Here is a 21713-nt window from a genome sequence, read left to right on the forward strand (position 1 = left end):
TGCAATGGCGGGCTGGAGCATGTTGCCTCCATGAAGTCGCCAAAGTACCGCACTCAATCCGCGTTATCAATCAGCTTGGCGAATTCGTCGAAGAAGTACTTCGCATCATTCGGGCCGGGAGCGGCTTCGGGGTGATACTGGACACTCATGACGGGCGCTTCGCGATGGCGCATGCCTTCGACGGTGCCGTCGTTGAGGTTGATGTGGGTCACCTCGACATTTGAAGGGAGGCTGCCTGGATCAATGGCGAAACCGTGATTCTGGCTGGTGATGGAGACTTTGCCGGTGCGCAGGTCCTTGACGGGTTGGTTGCCTCCGCGGTGGCCGAATTTCAGCTTGAAGGTCTTGCCGCCGTAGGCGTGGCCGAGGATCTGGTGACCGAGGCAGATGCCAAAGACGGGGGTTTTGCCGATGAGGGATTTGACTTCTTGATGGATGTATCCGAGGGCGGCTGGATCCCCAGGGCCATTGGAAAGGAAAACGCCATCCGGATTCCGTGCCAGCACCTCGGAGGCCGGGGTGTGGGCAGGGACGACTGTGACATGGAAGCCACTCTGGCGCAGACCGCGCAGGATATTCCTCTTCATGCCGAAATCATAAGCCACGATGTGGTGGCGGGCCTCACCCAGGGGATGGAAGGCACCTTCAGGGCCACCTTCGCGGTTCTGGCTGGGGCTGGGGATGTCCCACTGGCGGCTGAGCTCGCTTTCGGGATCCCAGGTATAAATGCTCTTGGTGCTGACTTCCTTGACGAAATCACTGCCGCTCATGGGGGCGCTTTCCTGGGCCAGCTTGACGGCTTCTTCCACGGTCGCGACCTCGCTGGTGATGACGGAGCGCATGGCCCCGAGGGTGCGGAGGTGCTTAGTCAGGGCGCGTGTGTCGATGCCCTGGATACCGGGGATGTTGTGCTGCTTGAGGTAAGCGTCCAGAGACTGGGTGCTGCGCCAGTTGCTGGGCACATCGCAAAGTTCTTCAATGACGAACCCGCGCACATGCGGCTCGTTGCTTTCGTCATCCAGGGTATTGATGCCGTAATTCCCGATCATCGGGTAGGTCATGGCGACGATCTGGCCACGGTAGGAAGGATCGGTCAGGACTTCCTGATATCCGCACATGGATGTGTTGAAGCAGATTTCTCCCGTGCGGGTGCCGGGTGCGCCAAAGGATGTGCCTTCAAAATATCTTCCGTCTTCGAGTGCCAGGATTGCTTTCATTAAATGGGAAACTTGGGCACCTAGCGCCATTGTACGGGGAATGCAAGGGACGGATGAAAGGTCTGCAACTTGTTGGAAGGTTGTTGCGGAATACGGGAATCGGCCTTGCAGGAGGAGGGCGTTGAGGATTCAATTAAAGAAATGATCTCAAGTCTCATCGCAGGCTCCTTACGTGTGGCCACCGGGGCGCTCGCCCGCTGGCACGGTTGCGGCCCCGAATTGCGCCAGCGAATCTATTTTGCCAACCATACCAGCAACCTGGACGGCCCCCTCCTCTGGGCCAGCCTGCCCACCCCGCTCCGAGTGCGTACCCGAATGGTGGCCGCCCATGATTACTGGAGCGTGGGAAAACTGCGTCCTTGGCTGGCCCAGCGGGTATTTAATGCTGTGCTCATCGAGCGGAAAAAGCCTACCGCCGAGTGCAACCCTCTCAACACCATGCTGGAGGCCATGGGCGACGACCACTCGCTGATCATTTTCCCCGAAGGCGGCCGCCAGACCAGCCCGGAGCCGGAACCTTTTAAGGCGGGTCTTTATCACCTGGCCAAACGCAGGCCGGAGGTGGAACTAGTGCCGGTGTGGATGGAAAATCTGAATCGCATCCTGCCGAAAGGGGAAATCCTGCCCGCACCGCTGCTGGGCAGCCTCGTCTTCGGCACGCCTATCCGGCTTCAAGAGGAGGAGACGAAGGTGGACTTTTTGGTGCGTGCCCGTGAATCGGTCATCTGCCTGCGGGGAATGTGCGGTTAATACTTTTATGAATTTCGATCACGAACTGACTTGTCTGATTGCCGGGGTGGTGGGTGTCCTCATCATTGCCTCATTGATCACGCGTATTCTTTTGAAAAAGGCGCGCAGTGAAGGGGCTAGGATGACTCTGGAAAATGTGGCGGCACGCACCCGGGCCTGGTGGGGGATGGTGATCATTTTTACACTAGCCATCCTGATGGGCATCACGGGTACCGTTATCCTCTTTGGCCTGCTGTCTTTCATGGCGCTGAGGGAATTCATCACGCTGACGCCAACGCGGCCGGGTGATCATCGGACTTTATTCTGGGTCTTCTTTGTGATCACACCGCTGCACTATTGGTATGTGCTGGATGAGTGGTACGGAATGTATTCCATTTTCATTCCGGTTTATGCCTTCATGTTTGTGCCGATGAGGAGTGCTCTGGCGGGAGATTGTGAGCACTTTTTGGAGCGATCGGCGAAGATCCAGTGGGGGCTTTTGATCTGTGTTTACAGCGTCAGCCACGCGCCCGCGCTGCTGTCCCTGCAGATCCCGGGGTATATTGGAGAGAATGCCAAGCTGCTGTTCTGGTTTGTCATCATCGTGGAGATCAGCGACGTGCTGCAATACGTGTGGGGGAAGACCTGCGGTAAGCACAAGGTGGCCCCCAAGGTCAGCCCGAACAAAACTTGGGAGGGGCTTATTGGTGGCGGACTGAGCACTGTGGTCATTGGGGCTTCGCTCTGGTGGGTGACGCCTTTTACGCTGATGCAAGCAGCAGCGATGACTGCCATGGTGGTGCTACTGGGCTTTTTGGGCGGGCTGATCATGTCCGCCATTAAGCGGGACCGTGGGGTGAAGGATTGGGGGCATGCCATCGCGGGACACGGCGGGGTGATGGACCGGCTGGATTCGCTAAGTTTTGCGGCGCCGATTTTTTTCCATGTGACGCGGTATGCGCTGATTCCCCCAAGCGTGATCGTACTTCCTTAACAAGGCTTGGTTTATCGATCTCTGCTGCATCCTGCACTTGTCCCCGCGCCTCAGTCGCATCATAGAATCCCATGCCCGAAGACGAATATTCTCCCATGACCCCCTCCCAGGTGCGGCAGCTCCGTGATGAACTGGACTCTCAGGGAAAAAAGCTGGTCTTCACCAATGGCTGCTTTGATCTCCTGCATGCCGGGCATGTGCGCTATCTGAATGAAGCCCGGGCGCTGGGGGATGCGATGGTGGTGGCGCTGAATTCGGATGAATCGGTGCGAGAACTCAAGGGACCATCTCGCCCCATCAATCCGGAGCATGATCGTGCGGAGGTGATGGCGGCGCTGCGTGCGGTGGATGCTGTGGTGGTCTTTGGCGACAAACGCGCCACCGGTTTGATCGAGACGATCCGTCCGCACATATATGCCAAAGGTGGCGACTATACGGTGGAGTCTCTGAATGCGGAAGAGCGGGCGGCTTTGGATGAGGCCGGTGCCAGCATCCGCATCCTGCCGCTGGTGCCAGGACGATCCACGACGAAAACGATTCAGCGTATGAATACAGATGGGGCAGGGGATCGCTTGCGCATCGGGGTACTGGGTTCTGGTGAAGGATCGAATTTCCGTGCGATCCTCGCCGCTATCGCGGCCGGTTCTCTGCAGGCGGATGTCTGTGTGGCGATTTCGGATCAGGCGGATTCGCGTTTTTTAAAAACGGCTAGGGAAGCAGGTATCCCGGCCATCCATGTGGACGGCGGACCGAATCCGCGCCGCTATAACGATGCAGCGCAAAAGGAGATTGCCGAGCATCTGCAGCGTGCGCAGGTGGATGTGGTGGTGCTCATTGGATTCATGCGAATTTTGAAGGAGCCGACGCTGAGCCTGTATGCGGACCGGATCGTGAATGTGCATCCCTCCCTGCTGCCGAAGTATAAAGGGGCGAATGCGCCGCAAATGGCGATTGAAGCCGGGGATACGGAAACGGGCTGCACGGTGCACTTGGTGACGGCGGAGATTGATGCCGGCCGCATCCTGGCAAAGGCGGCGGTGCCTGTGCTGCCGGGGGATACGCCGGAGACTTTGCATGGCCGCATCAAGGAGCAGGAGCACAAGCTGCTGCCGGGTGTGCTGGCGCAGTGGAAGAAGTGATGTGGCGATGCCGACGACTCGTCGGCGCTCCATGTTACAGCTTCGGGGCTGCGGGCTTGAGTGGGGGCTGCTGGCTGCTGATGATGCCGTGGACTATGGTCGGGCGCTTATAGATGGCATCACCACAGGCGATGAATAGCTCGCTCAAATCTTTGCCGCCGAAGCATACGTCATGAGCGGGCTGGGGTGTCGGGATGATGAAGTTGACACGGCCCGCCTGATCGCAGACCTGGATGCCGAGAGAGGTCGCGACGTAGAGGCGGCCGTCGGTGTCAACGCACAGGCCTGATGGGTTCTCGAGGGCAGGCAGACCGAAGGTTTCCAATTGATAGAACTTCTGCCCACTGCGAATCTCACGGCTCGTCGAAATGGGGAAGCTGTAAACAAAACTGTCTTGTTTGGCTTTCACATAGAGCACAGTCTGATCGGGTGACAGTGTGGTGGAGGCAAATTCAAACTGCTGTGCCGACGGGGGCAAAGGCTTTTGGAGGTTTCCATGGAGCAGTGTTCTAGCGTTGTGCTCGTCACTTAAAGTTATGCTGCCATCCATCTTTGCCAGGAGCACAGCACCGGTAGGACTTGATGCGTCCACGTCGGAATGCTTCTCCCAAAGGTTTTCGGTCACCACTTCATACCCTTTCCACTTCGACTCGTGTTTCGGGTTCGCTTTCACATTGATGTCTGTCTGCCAGTCCCTCCATAACCAGCGCATCACATCGGGAAAAATCTGACTGGCATGCTTTTGGTTATGTCCGCCTTCGCCCCAGGCGTGATCGACGTCGTAACCGGCCCAGGTGAGGCTGCGTTCCATCATCTGATTGGCCATCCACCAGTCACCGCAATAGAGGTTGTTATCTCCGGTGCCGCTTTGCAGAAAGATGCGCAGAGGCTTGGGCTCAAATTTACGGACGATAACAGGGAGCTGGTCTGCACCATGGATGCCCACATACGTTCCTACGCCCGTGAAGACGCGGCGGAAGCGGTCTGGCCGATGCCAGGCCACCATGAAGGCGCAGATGCCACCACTGCTGTTGCCGGAGATGGCGGCGTGGTTGGCATCGTGGCTCAGTTTTAAATCATGCTTCTTTTCGATCTCGGGCAGGAATTCGTTGATGAGGAATTTTGAATAGGTGTCTGTGATGCTGTCATACTCATAACTGCGGTTAAACCGGGGCAGGGCGTTGTCATTCGCGGCGGGAACGACGCCGGGCTTGATGAAGATGCCGACGAGCGGTGGGATGTCTTTTTTGGCGATGAGGTTGTCAAAGACGACAGGAGCTTTGTAGATGACACCGTCCTGAAAAACCATGAAGTGGACGGGCTGACTTTTGTCGAAACCGGCTGGCAGATAGATCTGATATTCCCGCGCTGTACCAGGGAAGACGCTGTTTTCCTGAGCGGTATAGATGTCCTTGAGCAAGGTGCCTTGAGCAATGCCCGGCTGCGGGTTGGAATCAGGCGTGAGGGGGAATTCAGGTTCGGCTGCCTGGATGAGCAAGCTAGTTAAACAGAGAAACAAAAGCGCAATTTTCATGAGGAGATGATGCTGATTGGAGAACGGAAATGGGAGGAACTTCCTGCACAGAGTTTTTTTTGTGATAACGAACCGGCATGGAAGTAATGCCGGAATGAGATTGTTAATCTGGTTTAAACTGACGGATAGGGCAGGCGAATGAAACTTCTTACCGCAACTTTTCTCTTTGGAGTCTTGTGGCTGGCTCTCATCACCGGGATGCATGGCAAGCTCAATTTGAAGTGGTTTGACACGAAAATGCAGGGGGCTTCATCAGTCGAGAAATCCAAGATCGGCTTCCTGCCGGTGACGTGTCACCTCACCTGCCCGGTGACGGATTTCATTAACAAGGAAACCACCGGAGAAGGCATTTTTGAGCCGGTGCGGTTCAATGGCTGGCCGGAGCTTAAAGAAGCCTACCTTTCCGGCTATACCCCGGCGACTTTCATCCTGGCACCCATGGCCATTGCGCTGAGGGAACAAGGGGTGCCGATCAAGATTGTTTATCTGGGACATCGCGATGGCAGCGCGGTGATGGTGCACAAGGATTCGAAGATTTACCGGATGGAAGATTTGCGTGGGAAGAAAGTGGCGGTGCCGAATCGTTATTCCAATCAGAGACTGCTGATCTTTCGCGCTCTGAAGCAGGCGGGCATGACGGTCAAAGACATCGAGTTGGTGGAAATGCCTCCGCCGGACATGCCTGCAGCGCTGTATTCCAAAGCAGTGGATGCCATCTCTAGCGGAGAGCCATTCATGGCGCAAACGGAGCTGGACGGATATGGGCGGGTGCTCTGGCTGACGAAGGATGTCTGGCCTAACTTCATTTCATGTGTGCTGGCTGTGCATGAGGACATGATTAAAAATGATCGGGCGGCGGTGCAAAAGCTGGTGGATGGCATCTCCAGCAGCGGCAAGTGGCTGGATGAAAAGATGGACCACCGCATGGATGCGGCTCAGTTTGTGGCCAAAAACTATTACAACCAGCACCCGCGCCTGCTCACCTTTGTGCTGAGCAAGCCGCCGGACAGAGTGAAATATACGAATCTGGCACTCCGAAAGGCTGACTTTGAAGAGATCGAAGAACTGGGCCGAGAAGCAGGCATCGTGACAGGCAGTGCACGTTTTGAAGACTATACCGATGTCTCCTTTGTGCCGGATGAATCCCTCGTGAAGCCCTATGTTTTTGAAGGCGTCGGCAAAGAAAAATGAAAACGGTGAACTCCACACTTTGTCACCTCACCTCGCATGAATAAATCACTTCGTGGTACGCTGTTACCTGTTCTCACTGGATTCGTCTTCCTCGCGCTTTGGCACGTTTTAGTAAAAATATCGGGCAGTGATCTTTTCCCCACACCCTTGGATGTCGCCAAGGGAATCAGGGAACTTTTTGATAAAGGTCTGTTGCTCAAATACATTGTGGCTTCGCTTTTCCGTGTGAGCTGGGGATTCATTCTTGCGGTGGTCGTTGGCGTGCCGCTCGGCTTGGCGTTGGGTTGGTTCCGGCCTGCCTATGAGGCGCTGAATCCGATGATCCAGATCATGCGTCCCATCTCGCCCATTGCCTGGATTCCTGTGGCCATCCTTTGGTTTGGCATTGATGACACGGCACCGGTCTTTTTGATCTTCCTGGCCAGCGTATTTCCCATCACCGTTTCCTCCATGGCAGCGGTCCAAAATATGCAATTGGTGTATTTGCGTGCCGCGCAGAACTTTGGTGTGCAGGGTTCCCAGCTTTTTCGTCGGGTGATCCTGCCCGCTGCGCTTCCTCAGATCATCACGGGCATCCGTATTGCGCTGGGCATCGCCTGGCTAGTCGTCGTGGCGGCGGAGATGATCGCCGTGAACAGCGGCTTGGGGTATCTCATCATTGATGCGCGCAACGCTGGCAAACGCTACGACTTGGTGGTCGCCGGCATGGTGATGATTGGGTTGATCGGGCTGGTGCTGGATCTGCTGGTGCGGCAGTTGGAAAAATTTGATGAGGTTCGCTGGGGCTATGGACAACGCTAAAACACTTATACAGGTCCGTGATTGTTGGAAGTCTTTCCCAGGTAAATCAGGGGAGATGATCCATGTGCTGGAGCGCGTGAATCTGGACGTTCATGAGGGGGAATTCGTCTGCATTGTCGGGCCCTCCGGCTGTGGGAAATCCACACTGCTGAACATCATCGGCGGCTTTTTCAAGGAAACACGTGGAGAGGTGCGCGTTGCGGGGGAACCTGTGACGGGACCCAACCCCAAACGCATCTTTGTGTTTCAGGAGAACGGTGTTTTTCCATGGCTGACGGTGGAGGAAAATGTGGGTTTCGGCCTGATGTCCAGGCCTAAGGCGGAGCGTGATGAACGGGTGGCGCACTACATTGCGATGGTGGGGCTGAAGGGGTTTGAAAAAGCGTATCCGCGCGAGCTTTCAGGAGGCATGCGCCAGCGGGTGGAGATCGCGCGTGCTTTGGCGGCCGATGCAGAGGTCCTGTATATGGATGAGCCTTTCGGCGCGCTTGATTTCCTGACGCGGCTCAAGATGCGCGCGGATCTGATCCGCATCTGGCAGGCTGAAAAGAAGACGATCATTTTCGTGACGCATGACATTGAAGAGGCGGTGCAACTGGCGGACCGGGTCGTGGTGATGAGCCGGCGCCCGGCCACCGTGGCAGAGACGGTGACGGTGGAATTGCCGCGCCCACGTGATCTGGACGCGCCTGGGTACTTGGCCACTCGTGACCGCATTTTTGCCATTATGGGCATGGATGTGCACAGTGGTGGCGACTTATCGCATTAAAGCATCACAGTGATGCGTTAATTGAATCACAGTTGCATGAAGTGCAGGCGTAGATCTTTGTGCATCTCCCTTCTTTTAAACGTTTCACATGAATTCCAATTACGATGTCCTGATCATTGGCGGTGGCCCAGCCGGGGCCAGTGTGGCCACCATTCTGGCGGAGCATGGGCATCGTGCCCTGGTGATTGAGCGCGAAAAATTTCCTCGGTATCATGTGGGTGAATCGTTGATTCCCTTCACGTTTGGACCGCTGGAACGGCTCGGCATGATCCCGAAGATGAAGAAGAGCCACTTCATGAAAAAGTACAGCGTCAGCTTTGTGCAGCCGGACGGGCGGCGTTCCCAGCCATTTTACTTTCACACGCGCTACGATAAGGAAACGATTGCCCAGACATGGCAGGTCCTGCGTTCAGAATTCGATGAAATGCTGCTGAACAATGCCCGCGAAAAAGGGGCTCATGTCCGCGAAGAAACGACCGTCGTGCAATTGCTGAAAAATGACAGCGGTGCGGTGATCGGTGTGGAAGTGAAGAACAAGGATGGCTCTATGGAGCAGCTTTATTCTCGGCTAGTGATTGACGCCTCTGGCAAAGAGGCCTTTGCTTCCAGCCGCCAAGGCTGGCGCGTGGGGGATCCGTTTCTAAACAAGGTGGCCATCTGGACGTATTACAAGGGTTCAAAGCGTGGCGCTGATCTGGATGAAGGGGCAACGACCATCGCTTTTGTGCCGGATAAAGGCTGGTTTTGGCACATCCCTCAGCACAATGACATGGTGAGCGTGGGAATCGTGGCCGAGGGTAAATACCTGACGCGCGACGGCGTACGCGATCCCGGAAAAATGTTCCAGCGTGAGATTGGCGAAAACCAGTGGATCAAGGATCATCTCTCCACTGGAGAATGCACGGGGGAATACTGGCTGACGAGCGAGTATAGCCGCCATTCCAAGTATGGGGCCTCACCCGGCCTGCTGCTGGTGGGAGATGCGTTTGCATTTTTAGATCCTGTTTTCAGCAGTGGGGTCATGCTGGCACTGAAGAGCGGGGTCTTGGCCGGGGATGCTGTGCATGAGGCTCTGTTGGCCAATGATCCTTCCCCTGAGCGCTTTGCTGACTATGGAAAACAGATCCGTGAGGGCGTCGAGAACATGCGCAAGCTGGTCTATGCTTTTTATGATCCTAATTTCTCCTTCAAAGATGTGGTGATGAAGTATCCGGAAGCGGGCGCAGAGCTGACGGATTGTCTTTCAGGTGACCTCAACAAGGACTATACTCCGCTCTGGAACCGTATTCGCGAGTTTGTGAAACTGCCGGAAGATCTTCCTTATGGAGTGCCCTTGGCGGCATGAGGTCGTGCTTTTTTGATCAAGGTAACGACCAACAAAAAGGCTGCGATGGCGGCCATACCGATGAGGTTTTCTCGCAAAGAAGGCGGGAAGATCAAAAAGAAACCTGCATCTTTAACTAGAGCGGCAAAGCTGCTCACGCAAAAGGGCATCAGGAAGAGGCGAAAAGTGACCCACGGGTCCAAGGGTGCTTTTTTTGCACCACTGGGCCGTGTGCTAATGATGAGGGCGGCACCGATGATGGCGCTCAAGCCCAAGGACGTGAGCCAGATCTGCGGACGGGGATCAAAGTGCGCGGTGATATTCACCCCATACCAGATGGCATAGCACCAGAGGATCACACGACCCGTGGACAGTTCTTGAAGATAGTGGAGCAACCCATGCATTGAATCATACCACTCAGCAGGAAGTGGACTCAGAGAGCAAGCGAATTTCCAAGGGCCACTTTACCATTAGGGTATCATTGCTGGCATGTTCCATTCCGAGGCTCCTGAGCGCGGGATGATCTTCAAGAAGAAGCAGCGGTGGGCAGGAATGAGGAGAGTGGCACTCACATCAGGAACGGAGGCATTGGCTTTCGGGCTCCATGCTCCCGTGGTGCCGCTTTGACGCAGCCAGTAGATCTCATACGTGGATGAGCCTGGAGTCTGATCCCCGGTCCAAAATTGCAACTGATCCGCCACGGAGCTGTTTCTGCCGACGGTGAAGCCATGAGTGGCGGCAAAGCGGAGCTGCTGGGGTGTGGAGTCCACGGGCCAAGGGAGAGCCAGCAGGTTGTGAGTCTGGTCCAGCGGGCGAACAAAGGCACCGGTGCGCACATGTCCGGTGAGGGTATAGGTAACAGCGCGTGAAGCGAGCTTGACCATAACGCCTGTGCCCGGAGGGATGATTCTGGCGTCTGAGGTGGCGTTTGCGGCTGCGCCGACGGTCTGCCATTGATGACGTGTGGAGGAAAGCTCCAGCCAGCATGTTTCCCAGACATTCTCTTTGAAGAAGAGGACCTGATCAGCCTGCGGATAAGCCATGGCTCCCTGAAGTTGGGACTTGGGGAAAACTTGGTTCAAAGTGACATGCGGGCGGATCACGATCCTGGCTCCGGCAATATCGGCGGGCAGAGTCTGGAGGGTCGAATGAGGTGAATTAAGATCCAGCGTGATGGTTTGACCACTGATGCTAAGAACGTCATAACGATGGCCTGATTGGGACCCATCGCGGACTTCGAGGTAACAGGGAATATTCTCAACAGGCAAGATGGTGCCTTCCACATTCACCGAAGTGGCGGAGGCATTCGCCACGAATCCGGAATAGATGGGCGCATTGACCCAGCTTACTCCAATGGTCTGGGTGCCTGGAACCAAGGCCTGGCGCTGCCAGCACTGGGGAGAGCTGGCGGCGGAGATGCCACTGCTGTGAGTGACGCGGAGACGCACGATGCCACGCTGGAGAGACTGACCCGTCAGGTGACTGAGACCCGCCCAGGTGAGCTGCTCTTCATTGTTGCCCAGGTCGGTCACTGTCGGTGCCAGGGCCAGCGGCTGCCAGGTCTTCAGATCGGTGCTGCTTTCCAGCTTGAAGCTGACATTGGTGATGAAACGTGGCCGAACCAAGTGGGCATCTACGCGACCTTCTGGGGTGGTTGTCAGCCACCAGCCAGCATCATAACGGTCATTGCTGTTCAACGCGTATTCGATGAGGTCATTGACATCGTCACCATCAAAATCGCGATCTTTGGCATTGGAAGAGCCGAGGGTGCCATCGGACGGATTGCTGCCGCCACTGCCTTCGCTACCAGAGGCGGGTGGATTACCGACAATCTGGACGTTGTCAAAAGTCGCGGTGCCAAGTTCAGCTGCACGGGAAGAAGTCAGGGCCAGTCCCACATACAGGGTGGATGGCATGTTTTCCAGGCGCACCACGCTGACCGTAGTCCAGCTAGTGCCATTGGCTGAAGCATAGGAGGTGAACGTATCCCCCTCACGCACCAGTCGCACCCAGTTGTTAGGGGCTGCGCTCAAGGCCGGACCACCCGCGTAATTGGCAGCAGCATTGGCACCTGACCTCCAGACAAAACCGAAGCCGTTGCCTGCCCCTGTCGGTGTGGTGAAGGTCATGGCATAGCGGGAACCGGCGGTCAGATTTTCACGGAACATCACGCCCGCTTTCCCCCACGGGTTCTGATTCGTCTGGCTTGTCACGCGTGCGCGGATTTCACCATTCCCGACGAGCTGGCTGGCAGCATAATGAAAACCATCGGCTGTGAAGAAGATGTCTTCGCCTGAGCCCTTCATCGTGTAAGTGCCCGTGCTGGTGTTGTAACTGGTGGAGCCTGCCACCAGTCCGTTGCCGATGTCCTGGCCTTGCAGGCTGATCACCACGGCTGGTAAATAACTAACTACAAGTGTGTTTGAGGCCGTGCTTGGAATGGCGCTGCTGTTTTGCGCTGAGCCAGCAGGCAGAGTGATGGTCACGTTGCCTTCATTTGTAGGAGTGATGGTCAGGCTATATCCTGTGCCACTGCCGATCAGATTAGAAGCGGTGCCATTGGTGACATTAAAATCTGTGGGTGCCAGGCCGGTGACGTTTTGAGTGAACTGCGCCTGAACGGTGAAGCTGCCTGTCTCAATGGCGGATGCTGATGAGAGGGTGACTGCGGGTGCGACGGCACTCTGTGCCCCTACGATCTGCACATTGTCAAAAGTAGCCGTGCTAAGCTGGGTGCGTGAGCCGGAAGTAAGCCCGAGTCCCACATAAAGGGATGAAGGCAGGCCACTCAGAGTCACAGTGTTTACTGTTGTCCACGATGTGCCGTTGGAGGAGGCATAAGCGGTGAGAGTATTACCCACACGCACCAGGCGGACCCAGTTGTTCGGTGCTGCCTGGAGGGCGGGGCCAGCCGCATAGTTGGTTGCGGCATTGGCCGTTGGTCGCCAGACCATGCCGAAGCCGTTGCCTGCACCCGTGGGGGTGGTGAACATCATCGCGTGGCGTGAGCCGCCCGTGAGGTTTTCGCGGAACATAACTCCGGCTTTGGCCCAAGGATTCTGATTGGTCTGGCTGGTCACACGGGCGCGAATTTCACCATCGCCATTGAGCTGGGTCAGGGAAAACTGGAAGCCATCCTGATTGAAGTAGATGTCCTCACCAGCCCCTTTAAGGGTATAAACGCCTGCATTGAAAACCGTTGAGCCAGTCACCTCGACTGAGCCGACATCCTGGCCTTGAAGAGAGACAACGACTGGGGGGGAATAAGTGACGCTGAGTGTATTCGATGCCGTGTTGGCGATAGCACCTGCATTAACCACCGAGGAAGCCGGAAGAGTGATGGTGACTGCTCCTGGGGCAGTTGGAGTCAGGGTAAGGCTATAGCTGGCACCGCTGCCCGTCAGATTGGAAGGTGAGGCATTGGTGATGGTGAAATCCGTAAGGGCTAGGCCTGTGACTTGTTGGCTAAATTGCGCCTGCACAGTGAAGGGGCCTGTTTCCAAGCCCGATGCAGCGCTAAGGGTGACCTCAGGTGGCAGCACTGTCTGAGTGCCAGTGATCTGCACACGGTCAAAGACGGCTGTTGTGCTCTGGTTCATCTGACCGGAGGTGGCGGCAAGACCGATGAATACCTGGCTGGAGAGGCCGGTAAGTGTAGCACTGCTGACAGGTGCCCAGGCATTGCCATCGGCAGAGACGTAACCAGTCAGCACATTGCCTGCACGGACGATGCGGACCCAGTTGTCCGGCACGGGATTCAGTGCTGGGCCTTGAGCGTAATTGGTCGTCGCATTGGCGGTGGGCCTCCAGACCATGCCGAAACCATTGCCAGCAGCCGGAGGTGTGATGAAGGTGGTGGCATGGCGTGAACCTGCGGTCAGATTTTCACGAATCATGACGCCCGCTTTTGACCAGGAATTGGTATTGCCAAAGCTGCGTACACGGGCGCGAATTTCACCATCGCCATTGAGCAGCACCTTGGTGAAATGAAAGCCGTCTTCTTCGAAGAAAATATCCCTCCCTGATGCAGTGAGTGTATAGGTGCCCGTTGCGGAATCAAAGGTGGTGGAGCCAGCCATATTCAGCTCTCCGATGTCCTGGCCTACCAGCACCGGGGTTGTTGGTGGAGTGGTGGTCTGGAAGGTGCGGCTGATGACATTGGAGACTAGGTTGCCGACGTTCGAAGCATCCTGAGCAACGTTGGCCGCCAGACTGAGGGTGACATTGGCGGTCGGTGTAACGGTGAAACTGAAACTGGAGCCGCTACCCGTCAGGGCACTGACGGTGCCTCCGGTGATCGTGATATCGGTCAGGGCGAAACCGGTGACTGGAAGGCTGAATGTCGCGCTGACTGTGAATGGTGTATTGACGGTCTCCGGTGCAGTGCTGGCGAGGGTCACTGTGACTGGCACTGGAGCAGCGGTGGGGGCATCATCAATCTGCTGAAGGTAAGCCGTGAGCTTGCTCAAATCTGCCTCCGTAAGGGTGACGCCGTTGTGTGCGCGGACAGCATCCGCCAGTGTGGTGGCAGATCCGTCATGTAAGTAAGGAGCGGTGCCCCAGAGGCCACGCAGAGTGGGGACATCGAAACCAGTCAGAGCGCCATTGAGGCGCTTGCCGCTCGATGCTTTGCGGGTGCCGATGTCACTAAAGACATTGAGTGCACTGTTGGTGAAACCTGTGCCGCTGTGGCAACTGGCGCAGTTTTGCTGGCGGAAGATTTTTTCACCTTCCACAGCGGTGGCTGTAAGGCTGCCATCGCCGCTGCGATGCGGACTGCGTGGTTCTGTGGTGAGTGATTTTACATAGGCCGCCAGAGCATCCAGATCTGTACTGATACCGGCTTTAGAATCGCCCAGCGGCTGGTTGCGTGTGCCGGTGTTGAACTGAGCATCGCTCATTAATCCAGTACCACCGGCGAGGTTGCGAATCTGGCCTTCAAAGTCATGCACTTCATCAAAGTTTCCGGACCAGTGCAGCATCCCTTGATTACCATGACCACGCAGAGTGATGGTATTACGCAGACCTTCGCCAAAACCTGTGAGATCCCAGGTGCGTCCGTCATGACCACCGTCGTTATGGCAGCCTGCGCAGGAAATGTATTCCTGGAGGGCCACGCGGCTGTCGAGAGCATCGTAGAAGAGCTGCTTGCCATTCAAAAGCTGGGGAGTCAGCTTTTCGGTAGAAACAGTGCTCACGGTAGCGACCGTGGCCGGGAGCTGTCCGCCACCGCCAAGAATGCCGCTGACGTCATGGACCGTGACAGTGCGGTCCATAAAATTTTGCACATACAGAGTGCGACCATCTGGAGAAAGGGCGAGTCCCTGTGGGGCGCGACCCACGCTGAAGCGCATCAACTCCTCTTCAGAACGGGCATCCACAATGGCCACCGAACGGCTGCTTTCCAAAGCGACGAAAAGATAACCACCCCAAGGATCAAAGGCGGCAGCGCTGGGAATGCCGGCATTGTCAAAGTCCAGCCGGGCAGAAGTATCTTCAGCCTGAGTGGCCAGATTGATGCGGCTGGCGATGGCACGCAACGTTTGGTCATGATTCAGGCCCACTCCATTGCGCAGCGTACCACGCTTGATGTTATCCTGTTTGGAAGGAACCCAGGCGGAAAGACCGTCGGGAGAGATGGAGGCAGCACCCAGGTAGTTTGGGATGCCACTGGCTGAGGTGGGGGTGTCTTCAGCATTGCTGTTTTGCAGGATGATGGTGCGCTCGATGGCCAATGAACTGGCGTTGACGACGATGACTTCGCCACCTTTGCCAGCCGGATTAGGGGTGGCTGTGTTTTCACCCGGAACTGGAGGGGAGATGAAACGGCTGATGTACAAGCGTGTGCCATCGGCACTGACAGATACATGGCGCGCATGTTGGCCGACTGTCTGGGTGCTGAGCGTGGCACCTGTGGCGGCATTCAGTTTCAAGAGTTGTCCGCTGCCTTCCAGGACCACATAGGCCGCACTGCCGTTAGGGTCAAAAGCAAGGCCGAAAGGGCGTGATCCACGAGGCAAGGCCACTGTGGCTGCCACCGCATAAGTGCTGCTGTTGAGGATGGAAAGAGTCGCGCTTTCCACATTTGTCACCCAAGCGCGACCATCGGGAGCGATGGCCACGCTGCGGGGGGCGCTGCCCACGGATGTTTCAGCCAGTTTGGCACGGGTCATAGCATCAAGAATCGTTACGCTGTCGCTGTCAGGATTCACCACCCAAACTCGGTCATTCCCTGTCGCACGATCTTCAAAAGCGATGCTGGTAGAGTTCGTGGGTTTTTTAGCCGTGAGCTGCGGGTGAATGACTTGGTAAGCACTCGTGGAGGTAACGGCGCCTGTGTCATCGGTAGCCGTCAAGGTCACGAGGAAACGGCCAGGTGTCGTGTAAGGATGCAGGACGAGGGTGCTGCTGCTGTAAGCAGTGACCGGAGTACCATCGCCAAAATCCCAGCGATAGCGTGGATTGGCTCCACCACTGCTGCGCGGGACAAAATTAACACTGACGCCAGCCAGCACGGGTGTGGTGACTAGCGGCTGCAAGGTCAAGGTATTGCTGATGGTCCACGTAAAAGTGGCGCTGACCGGTGTGGTATAACCATCGGTGACGGTGACGGTAGTCGTATAGATGGCTGCTGCTGTCGGTATGCCAGTGATAGCTCCAGTGCTCGAATTGATCGCCAACCCGGCAGGCAGTCCAGTGGCGCTGAAGGTGAGGGTGTCCTGATTGATATCTGTAGCGTTGATGGGGAGATTGACAGCGATGCCCATGACGCCGGTCTGCGATCCAGGACTGGTGAGGACAGGAGCCGTCGGCAGCGCGAAAGCATTGCTGAAAAAGCTCCAGCTTAGCACTTCATGGGTATTCGTACTGCCACCTGTGGCACCGGAGAAACCGATCCACGCATTCGGGCCCACTGAGGCGGGCAGGTCAATGTTTGGTACGGTGAGAACAGGAGTTGCCGGCCTGGTGGTCACCACTCCCTGGGCCAAGTAAATCCGCAGTGTATTGGTGGCACCATCGTATTCCGCCCAGAGCGTATGACTGGCACCGTTTTCGAGATCAAAAGGAGCTGTATAGGTACCGAGGTGAGGAGAGACGATGCCATTGGCCACGACTCCAATGTGATTGGCATTCGGATCCGTTCCTCCGGCGTATGTATCCAGCTCAATCGCCAAACTTTCCATAATGCCTTCGTAGCCCAGTCCACCACCAGGGCTGCCAAGGGCATCCGCACGATCATTCTGGATCATGAATGTCATGCCATCGGCACCGTCTCCGGAGCCGTTCATACGGAAGACGAACCGAGTGCTGAAAGAGGTGCCATTGGAAAGGGGCAGGGGAGTCTTCAAGAAAGCTGTGCCTGCCAGATTAGCTCCATTCGGCGTGAGCTGAAGAATGCTGCCGTTGACGCTGGCGCTGCCGTTGAGCTGAAGGGAGCTGTTGCTGCCGGTGAAGCTGGCAAAGTCATGGGTGACATTGGCTGGCGTGATGGTCCAGTTGAAGGTGGTGCTGGCGCTGGTGATTCCATCCGTCACCGTCACACGTGGTGTGTAAGCACCCGTGATGGTGGGGGTGCCGCTGATGATGCCGGTGGTGCCTTGGATGACCATGCCGGGAGGCAGTGAAGAGGCGCTGAAGGTCAGGGTGCCATTGCCTGGGGCCACCCCATAGATGGCGAGGACTGTCGCGGCATTTTTAGCACTGAACTGGTCACCCGGACTTGCGATGGAAACGGTGGTCGCGGGGTCCACCTGAATGATCTTCGACTCTGAATAGGCTCCGCTGGATCCAATGCCAAAGAGCATCCAGTAGCCTGGGGTCATGACATTGATGTTGGCATGCGCAGTCACGCTGTAGATGCCTGGGGAGGTTTCAGTAAAAGGCAGGCTGAGATAGCGCAGATCCGTATTCATCGAATGCGTCTGCGAAGACATCTTGATGAAGCTAAACTTGGTCAGTCCAGGGGTGGCCTGAACGGTGAAAACAGTGCCTGGGCCGATGTAGCTGGGGGCCTGCTGAATCACTGGCCGCACGGCAGCAGAGCCATCCGCAGCGAACAACATCGGTGGCGTATAAATCTGGGCATCGCGATGGTCGGCACTGTTGCCTGAAAGGCCACCCCCGCCTGACCAGACGCGGCCATCCGGCAGCAATAAGGCCAGGGAGTGATAATTACGCGGCACGCTCATGTCGGTGACTTCACGCCACAGACCAGTGGTCGGGTTCCAGATCTCGGGGGAAAGGATGCTGCCGGTGTCATTGAATTTGAGGCCTGATGTATTGCCACCGATGACCATCACTTCGCCGTTAGGCAGAATGACGGAGTTCACAAACTGGCGCACATACTTCATGGAAGCGGCAGACTTGACCACTGGGGTGCCGCTGCGGATATCAATGGTGAAGGCCAGATTGGTGCTGGTGCCAGTGGAGCTGTCGCTCGGATTCGAATTGGTGTTCAGCGAGCCGCCAGCCACTAGGATGCGGCCTTCATCGTACATCGCAAAGCAGCCTTCCTTGGGGAAATGGGTGCCGGGGACATTGACCCCGCTGTAAGTCAGGCTGCCATTGCCAGCCGTCGTCACCCAGTTCATCTGGCGGGTAGGACCGCCATGGAAAAGACGTCCGTCGGGTGCCACAACCATGAGCGGATGCCAGCGGGTGACGTAGCCAGGCTGGCTGACGACTGTCGCCCAATTGATGCTGCTCAGGCGTTTCCAGCCGTCAGCGGAGGTCCATCGTTCAGCGGTGTTGGTGCCACCGTCTCCCGTGACTGTAAAAACGCTGCCATCTGTCATGGCCACGCTCGTGTTGTACCAGCGGCCATCATTCATGTTCGGCAGGGCAGACCACTGACTGGTGCGCCAGTTGAAAATGCTGCTCAGACGCACGGTATTGCGCCCGCCGTTGACCACCACGCGACCATCCGGCAGCATGGAAGTACCACCGCAAAACATGTCATGGCGGTTGTTGTTGATCTCCGTGAAAACACCAGTCGCCGGATTCCAAACGGCAGCATAGGTGAACTCGGCTCCGACCGGGAACGTCGTGCGCTGGTTTGATGAAAACGTCAGCAGCCTGCCATCCGGCAAGGTGGCGGCTGTCACGGGGATGTGAGGGGTCCAGCTGATCACCGGACCCCACTGACCGACTAGGCTGCGCTGGGTCGGTGTAGGCGCTGGGCCTGTTGGGGAGATGAAAGCTGGGGCCAGCATCTGGGCATCTGCTGAAAGCTGATCATCCAGACCGTGATCATCCGCAGCGAAAGCCAGGCTGCTGAGAAACAGCACAGCTGTGAGGCAAAGGCGGGAGTAAAGGAACTTCATCATGGGCGTTGAGCGAGCTTGGTCTTGGCTGGGTCGGCGATGAATGCCTCATCAGTGAGCGTTTTTAGAAAGGCGACGAGGGCGGATTTTTCCTCGGTGGTCAGTTGCAGACCGGCATCGGGATGCTTGGCCAGATTAGGGTCCAGAGTATCACTGCGCTTCACGCCACTGCTGTAATGCTCCACGACTTCCTCCAGCGTGGTGAAACGACCATCATGCATGTAAGGAGCAGTGACCGCGATGTTGCGTAGGCTGGGGGTCTTGAACTTGCCCTTGTCCGCCGGATTGCCTGTTACTATCATGCGCCCCAGATCTGCCGGGGTGAGTTCAAGACCATTGTTCTTGAACTGATGATCTGTAAAAAGGGTGCCTCCGTGACAATGGAAGCAGTCAGCACCGCGCAGTCCACGGGCGGGGTCAAACTCAGTGACGAAAAGTTGGAGTCCGCGTTTCTCTTCTTCCGTCATCTGCGCCACTTTGCGTGCGGCACGGTCAAAGCGGGATTCCTGCGAGACGAGAGTTAACAAATATTGCTCCAGGGATTTGGCGATGCGTTCAGAGGTGATTTCAGGTGTGCCGAAAGCGTTGTTAAAGCTGGCTGATGTATCGGAAATTTTTTCTACCACGCGTTCCAGCGTTTCGTTCATTTCGTGCTGGTCCTGAATCGGCATCAGAACTTGCTCACGCAGAGTGCTGGCGCGGCCATCCCAAAAAAAGGACTGGTCCCAGGCCAGATTAAACAGCGGCATGGCGTGGCGTTTTCCCACCTGGCCTATGGCACCGATGCTGTATTGGCGTGGATCGCTAAAAGCCGCATCCCGGCTGTGGCAACTGGCACACGACTGACTGTTATTGATGGAGAGGCGTGGATCGTTAAAAAGTTTCTCCCCCAGTGCCACGCCTTCCTGAGTCAGCGGGTTATCAGCCGGGAACTGCACCCGTGGAAAACGGCTGGTGATGGCTATCGGGTAAGGGTGCGTACCCGCTGGCAGTTCCTGAGACTTAGCTTCGCTATTTTTTACCGCAGACTGGTAAAGGTCATATTTGACTGAGTGAAGGCTGAAGGCGCGGGCGATGTTTCTTTTCAGAAGGGGGACAATCAGGTCTCCGTCACGGGAGTGAGTGGATGTTCCATCGCGGGTGAAATCGATGCCCTCCAACAGGTGGGCGGCATCTAGGACGAGCTTCAAAGTTAGAGGACCGCCACCTTGAAAATTCACCGGGATCTCCACTCGTACATAATTGGGTGTCCGGGCGAGGTGAAAAGCAAAACCGCCGAGTTCACCATCCGGTCTCATCCATCGGCCTTCCAAAGCCATGAAGACATACCCACCTTGCCAGCCCCAGTGGAGGCCACAAACGTTGGGATGCAGGGGGTGATCCGCGGGCAGGAGGTTGGGATCTGCCCGGTCTTGGGCGGCGGGGATACCCACATCAAAGCGAATCGCTTTGAATTCTTCCGTCGGTATGCCGTCTGCGCGGGTTTTTAGCCGACCTTTTTCTAGGCTGAAGAACGCTGACCAGTTCTCGGACTCGATCCAGGTGCCGTCTATACGTTCAAGAGCGAGTGAAGAAAGAAGAAAGTCCAGACGCTCAACGATAGGTGTCCCCTGAGTGGCTTGGGAACGAGGCGAGGTAGTCTCCAAAGTATCCTGATTCCAGGATGGGAGGATCTCAAGATCCAGCACCTGAGCCTGGGCATTGCTCAAAAAGAAGACGGCTAGCCCTGTCAGGCAAAGCCACAATCTCGTTATTGAACATGAAATCATTGGTGAGTCTCGAATTTGAAAGTGTGGGCATGATGCAGGCCGTTGCTGTGGATTCTATAGGAAAAATGTAAAATTCCTGCAATTAGACCCATTAGAAGATGGGTCCTTTGAGCTTTTAGACTAAAAAAGCCTTGAGGATCTTTGTCAGATGAAGCTCGTTTTGCCTCTCTTCGTAGCTCTTAACTTTCAGGACGATTGAGGGAAAATATCACCCTGCGTAGACCTGAACGCTCTTCGACTTCCCGCTGCACGGAACAGCCAAGGAGCCGCTCCATCATCTCGCATTCGATTTCTTCGATGAGGGGATAATGCTTCAAAAGATCACCGTATGGACAGTGATAATCCACAATTCGAAGGCCTCCCGCACCGCTCATTTCCACGACCGACATGCAGCCGTCCGTACTTCGTAACCGGGCCAGGATGAGTGCTTTGTTCTCCAACTCGGGCTCAACGGTGACCTTTTTGGCATAACGCTCCGCCTTGGATGCAAAGAAAGCATAGAGCAGCTTTTCTGGAGCCGTCATGCCAAAAAGGCGTTCAGCATGGGTCAAAAGTTCGAGCAGATGATCTGTGGTAGCAGTGGGAAATAGAGGGTCCAGCCGGGTGGTGAGGCGGTAGATCTTCTCTGGCCGACCATGGGGCACGGGATGTCTCCAGCTATCCAGGTATCCTTTCTCCGCCAAGGCATCGCAATGCTGCTTCACCCCCATGTAACTCATTTTCATAACGGCGCACAACTCCTTGACCGTCATGCCGGGAGACTGCTTCAAATGCAGAATGATTTCCACCACCGGGGTGTGCAGGATATCGCGCAGAATGGGGAAAATCATAAGCCGCCGGGGTGCCTTTAGGCTATAGAGTTGCGGGCTTTTGCCAACCGGGCAGTGATATCTTTTTGCGCGAGCGAGTGTCCCATCGCGTGA

General features: G+C 56.2%; 13 protein-coding genes. 7 read left to right on the plus strand and 6 right to left on the minus strand.

Translation table 11 applies throughout. The features are described 5' to 3' along the window. Positions 1-53: 53 nt before the first annotated feature. The gene (gene carA / locus EI77_RS08725; RefSeq protein WP_133794741.1) at positions 54-1217 is read right to left on the minus strand and encodes a glutamine-hydrolyzing carbamoyl-phosphate synthase small subunit; all 1164 of its coding nucleotides are present in this window, start codon (positions 1215-1217) and stop codon (positions 54-56) included. A gap of 141 nt (positions 1218-1358) precedes the next feature. On the opposite strand from carA, the gene EI77_RS08730 reads away from it, so the two are divergent. The 3 genes from EI77_RS08730 (at position 1359) to purN (ending at position 4079) form a co-directional block, all read left to right on the plus strand. Then, the gene (locus EI77_RS08730) at positions 1359-1967 is read left to right on the plus strand and encodes a lysophospholipid acyltransferase family protein (protein ID WP_133794743.1); all 609 of its coding nucleotides are present in this window, start codon (positions 1359-1361) and stop codon (positions 1965-1967) included. A gap of 7 nt (positions 1968-1974) precedes the next feature. After that, positions 1975-2940, plus strand: coding sequence for a phosphatidate cytidylyltransferase (locus EI77_RS08735; RefSeq protein ID WP_133794745.1), 966 nt, complete (start codon positions 1975-1977; stop codon positions 2938-2940). 71 nt (positions 2941-3011) lie between these two features. After that, the gene (gene purN, locus EI77_RS23765; RefSeq protein ID WP_243838730.1) at positions 3012-4079 is read left to right on the plus strand and encodes a phosphoribosylglycinamide formyltransferase; all 1068 of its coding nucleotides are present in this window, start codon (positions 3012-3014) and stop codon (positions 4077-4079) included. A gap of 34 nt (positions 4080-4113) precedes the next feature. Here purN and EI77_RS08745 read toward each other — a convergent pair whose 3' ends face one another. Beyond that, positions 4114-5613 (minus strand): alpha/beta hydrolase-fold protein, encoded by a 1500-nt coding sequence (locus EI77_RS08745; protein WP_166647133.1) that lies wholly within the window; start codon positions 5611-5613, stop codon positions 4114-4116. 138 nt (positions 5614-5751) lie between these two features. Between EI77_RS08745 and EI77_RS08750 the strand changes: the two genes are divergently transcribed. The 4 genes from EI77_RS08750 to EI77_RS08765 all read left to right on the plus strand — a co-directional run bounded on the left by EI77_RS08750 (position 5752) and on the right by EI77_RS08765 (position 9719). Continuing rightward, on the plus strand, positions 5752-6804 hold the full coding sequence (locus EI77_RS08750) for an ABC transporter substrate-binding protein (protein WP_133794749.1): 1053 nt from the start codon (positions 5752-5754) through the stop codon (positions 6802-6804). A gap of 36 nt (positions 6805-6840) precedes the next feature. Beyond that, positions 6841-7605: an ABC transporter permease gene (locus EI77_RS08755; RefSeq protein WP_133794751.1), complete on the plus strand. Its 765-nt coding sequence runs from the start codon at positions 6841-6843 to the stop codon at positions 7603-7605. A 55-nt stretch (positions 7606-7660) separates the two neighbouring features. After that, positions 7661-8374 (plus strand): ABC transporter ATP-binding protein, encoded by a 714-nt coding sequence (locus EI77_RS08760; RefSeq protein ID WP_208300305.1) that lies wholly within the window; start codon positions 7661-7663, stop codon positions 8372-8374. Positions 8375-8462: 88 nt separating this feature from the next. Then, positions 8463-9719, plus strand: coding sequence for an NAD(P)/FAD-dependent oxidoreductase (locus tag EI77_RS08765; protein ID WP_133794754.1), 1257 nt, complete (start codon positions 8463-8465; stop codon positions 9717-9719). Here the strand turns inward: EI77_RS08765 and EI77_RS08770 are convergent. The 4 genes from EI77_RS08770 to EI77_RS08785 all read right to left on the minus strand — a co-directional run bounded on the left by EI77_RS08770 (position 9695) and on the right by EI77_RS08785 (position 21620). Further along, positions 9695-10102: a hypothetical protein gene (locus tag EI77_RS08770; RefSeq protein ID WP_133794756.1), complete on the minus strand. Its 408-nt coding sequence runs from the start codon at positions 10100-10102 to the stop codon at positions 9695-9697. The genes EI77_RS08765 and EI77_RS08770 overlap by 25 nt on opposite strands. Before the next feature lie 66 nt (positions 10103-10168). Then, positions 10169-19024, minus strand: coding sequence for a lectin-like domain-containing protein (locus EI77_RS08775; RefSeq protein WP_133794757.1), 8856 nt, complete (start codon positions 19022-19024; stop codon positions 10169-10171). Continuing rightward, on the minus strand, positions 19021-20730 hold the full coding sequence (locus EI77_RS08780) for an MbnP family protein (protein WP_166647134.1): 1710 nt from the start codon (positions 20728-20730) through the stop codon (positions 19021-19023). The genes EI77_RS08775 and EI77_RS08780 overlap by 4 nt, the downstream gene beginning before the upstream one ends. A 239-nt stretch (positions 20731-20969) precedes the next feature. Continuing rightward, positions 20970-21620, minus strand: a complete 651-nt coding sequence (locus tag EI77_RS08785) for a helix-turn-helix transcriptional regulator (RefSeq protein WP_133794761.1) — start codon at positions 21618-21620, stop codon at positions 20970-20972. Between the last annotated feature and the right edge of the window lie 93 nt (positions 21621-21713).

The sequence above is a fragment of the Prosthecobacter fusiformis genome (assembly GCF_004364345.1).
GTDB lineage: Bacteria > Verrucomicrobiota > Verrucomicrobiia > Verrucomicrobiales > Verrucomicrobiaceae > Prosthecobacter > Prosthecobacter fusiformis.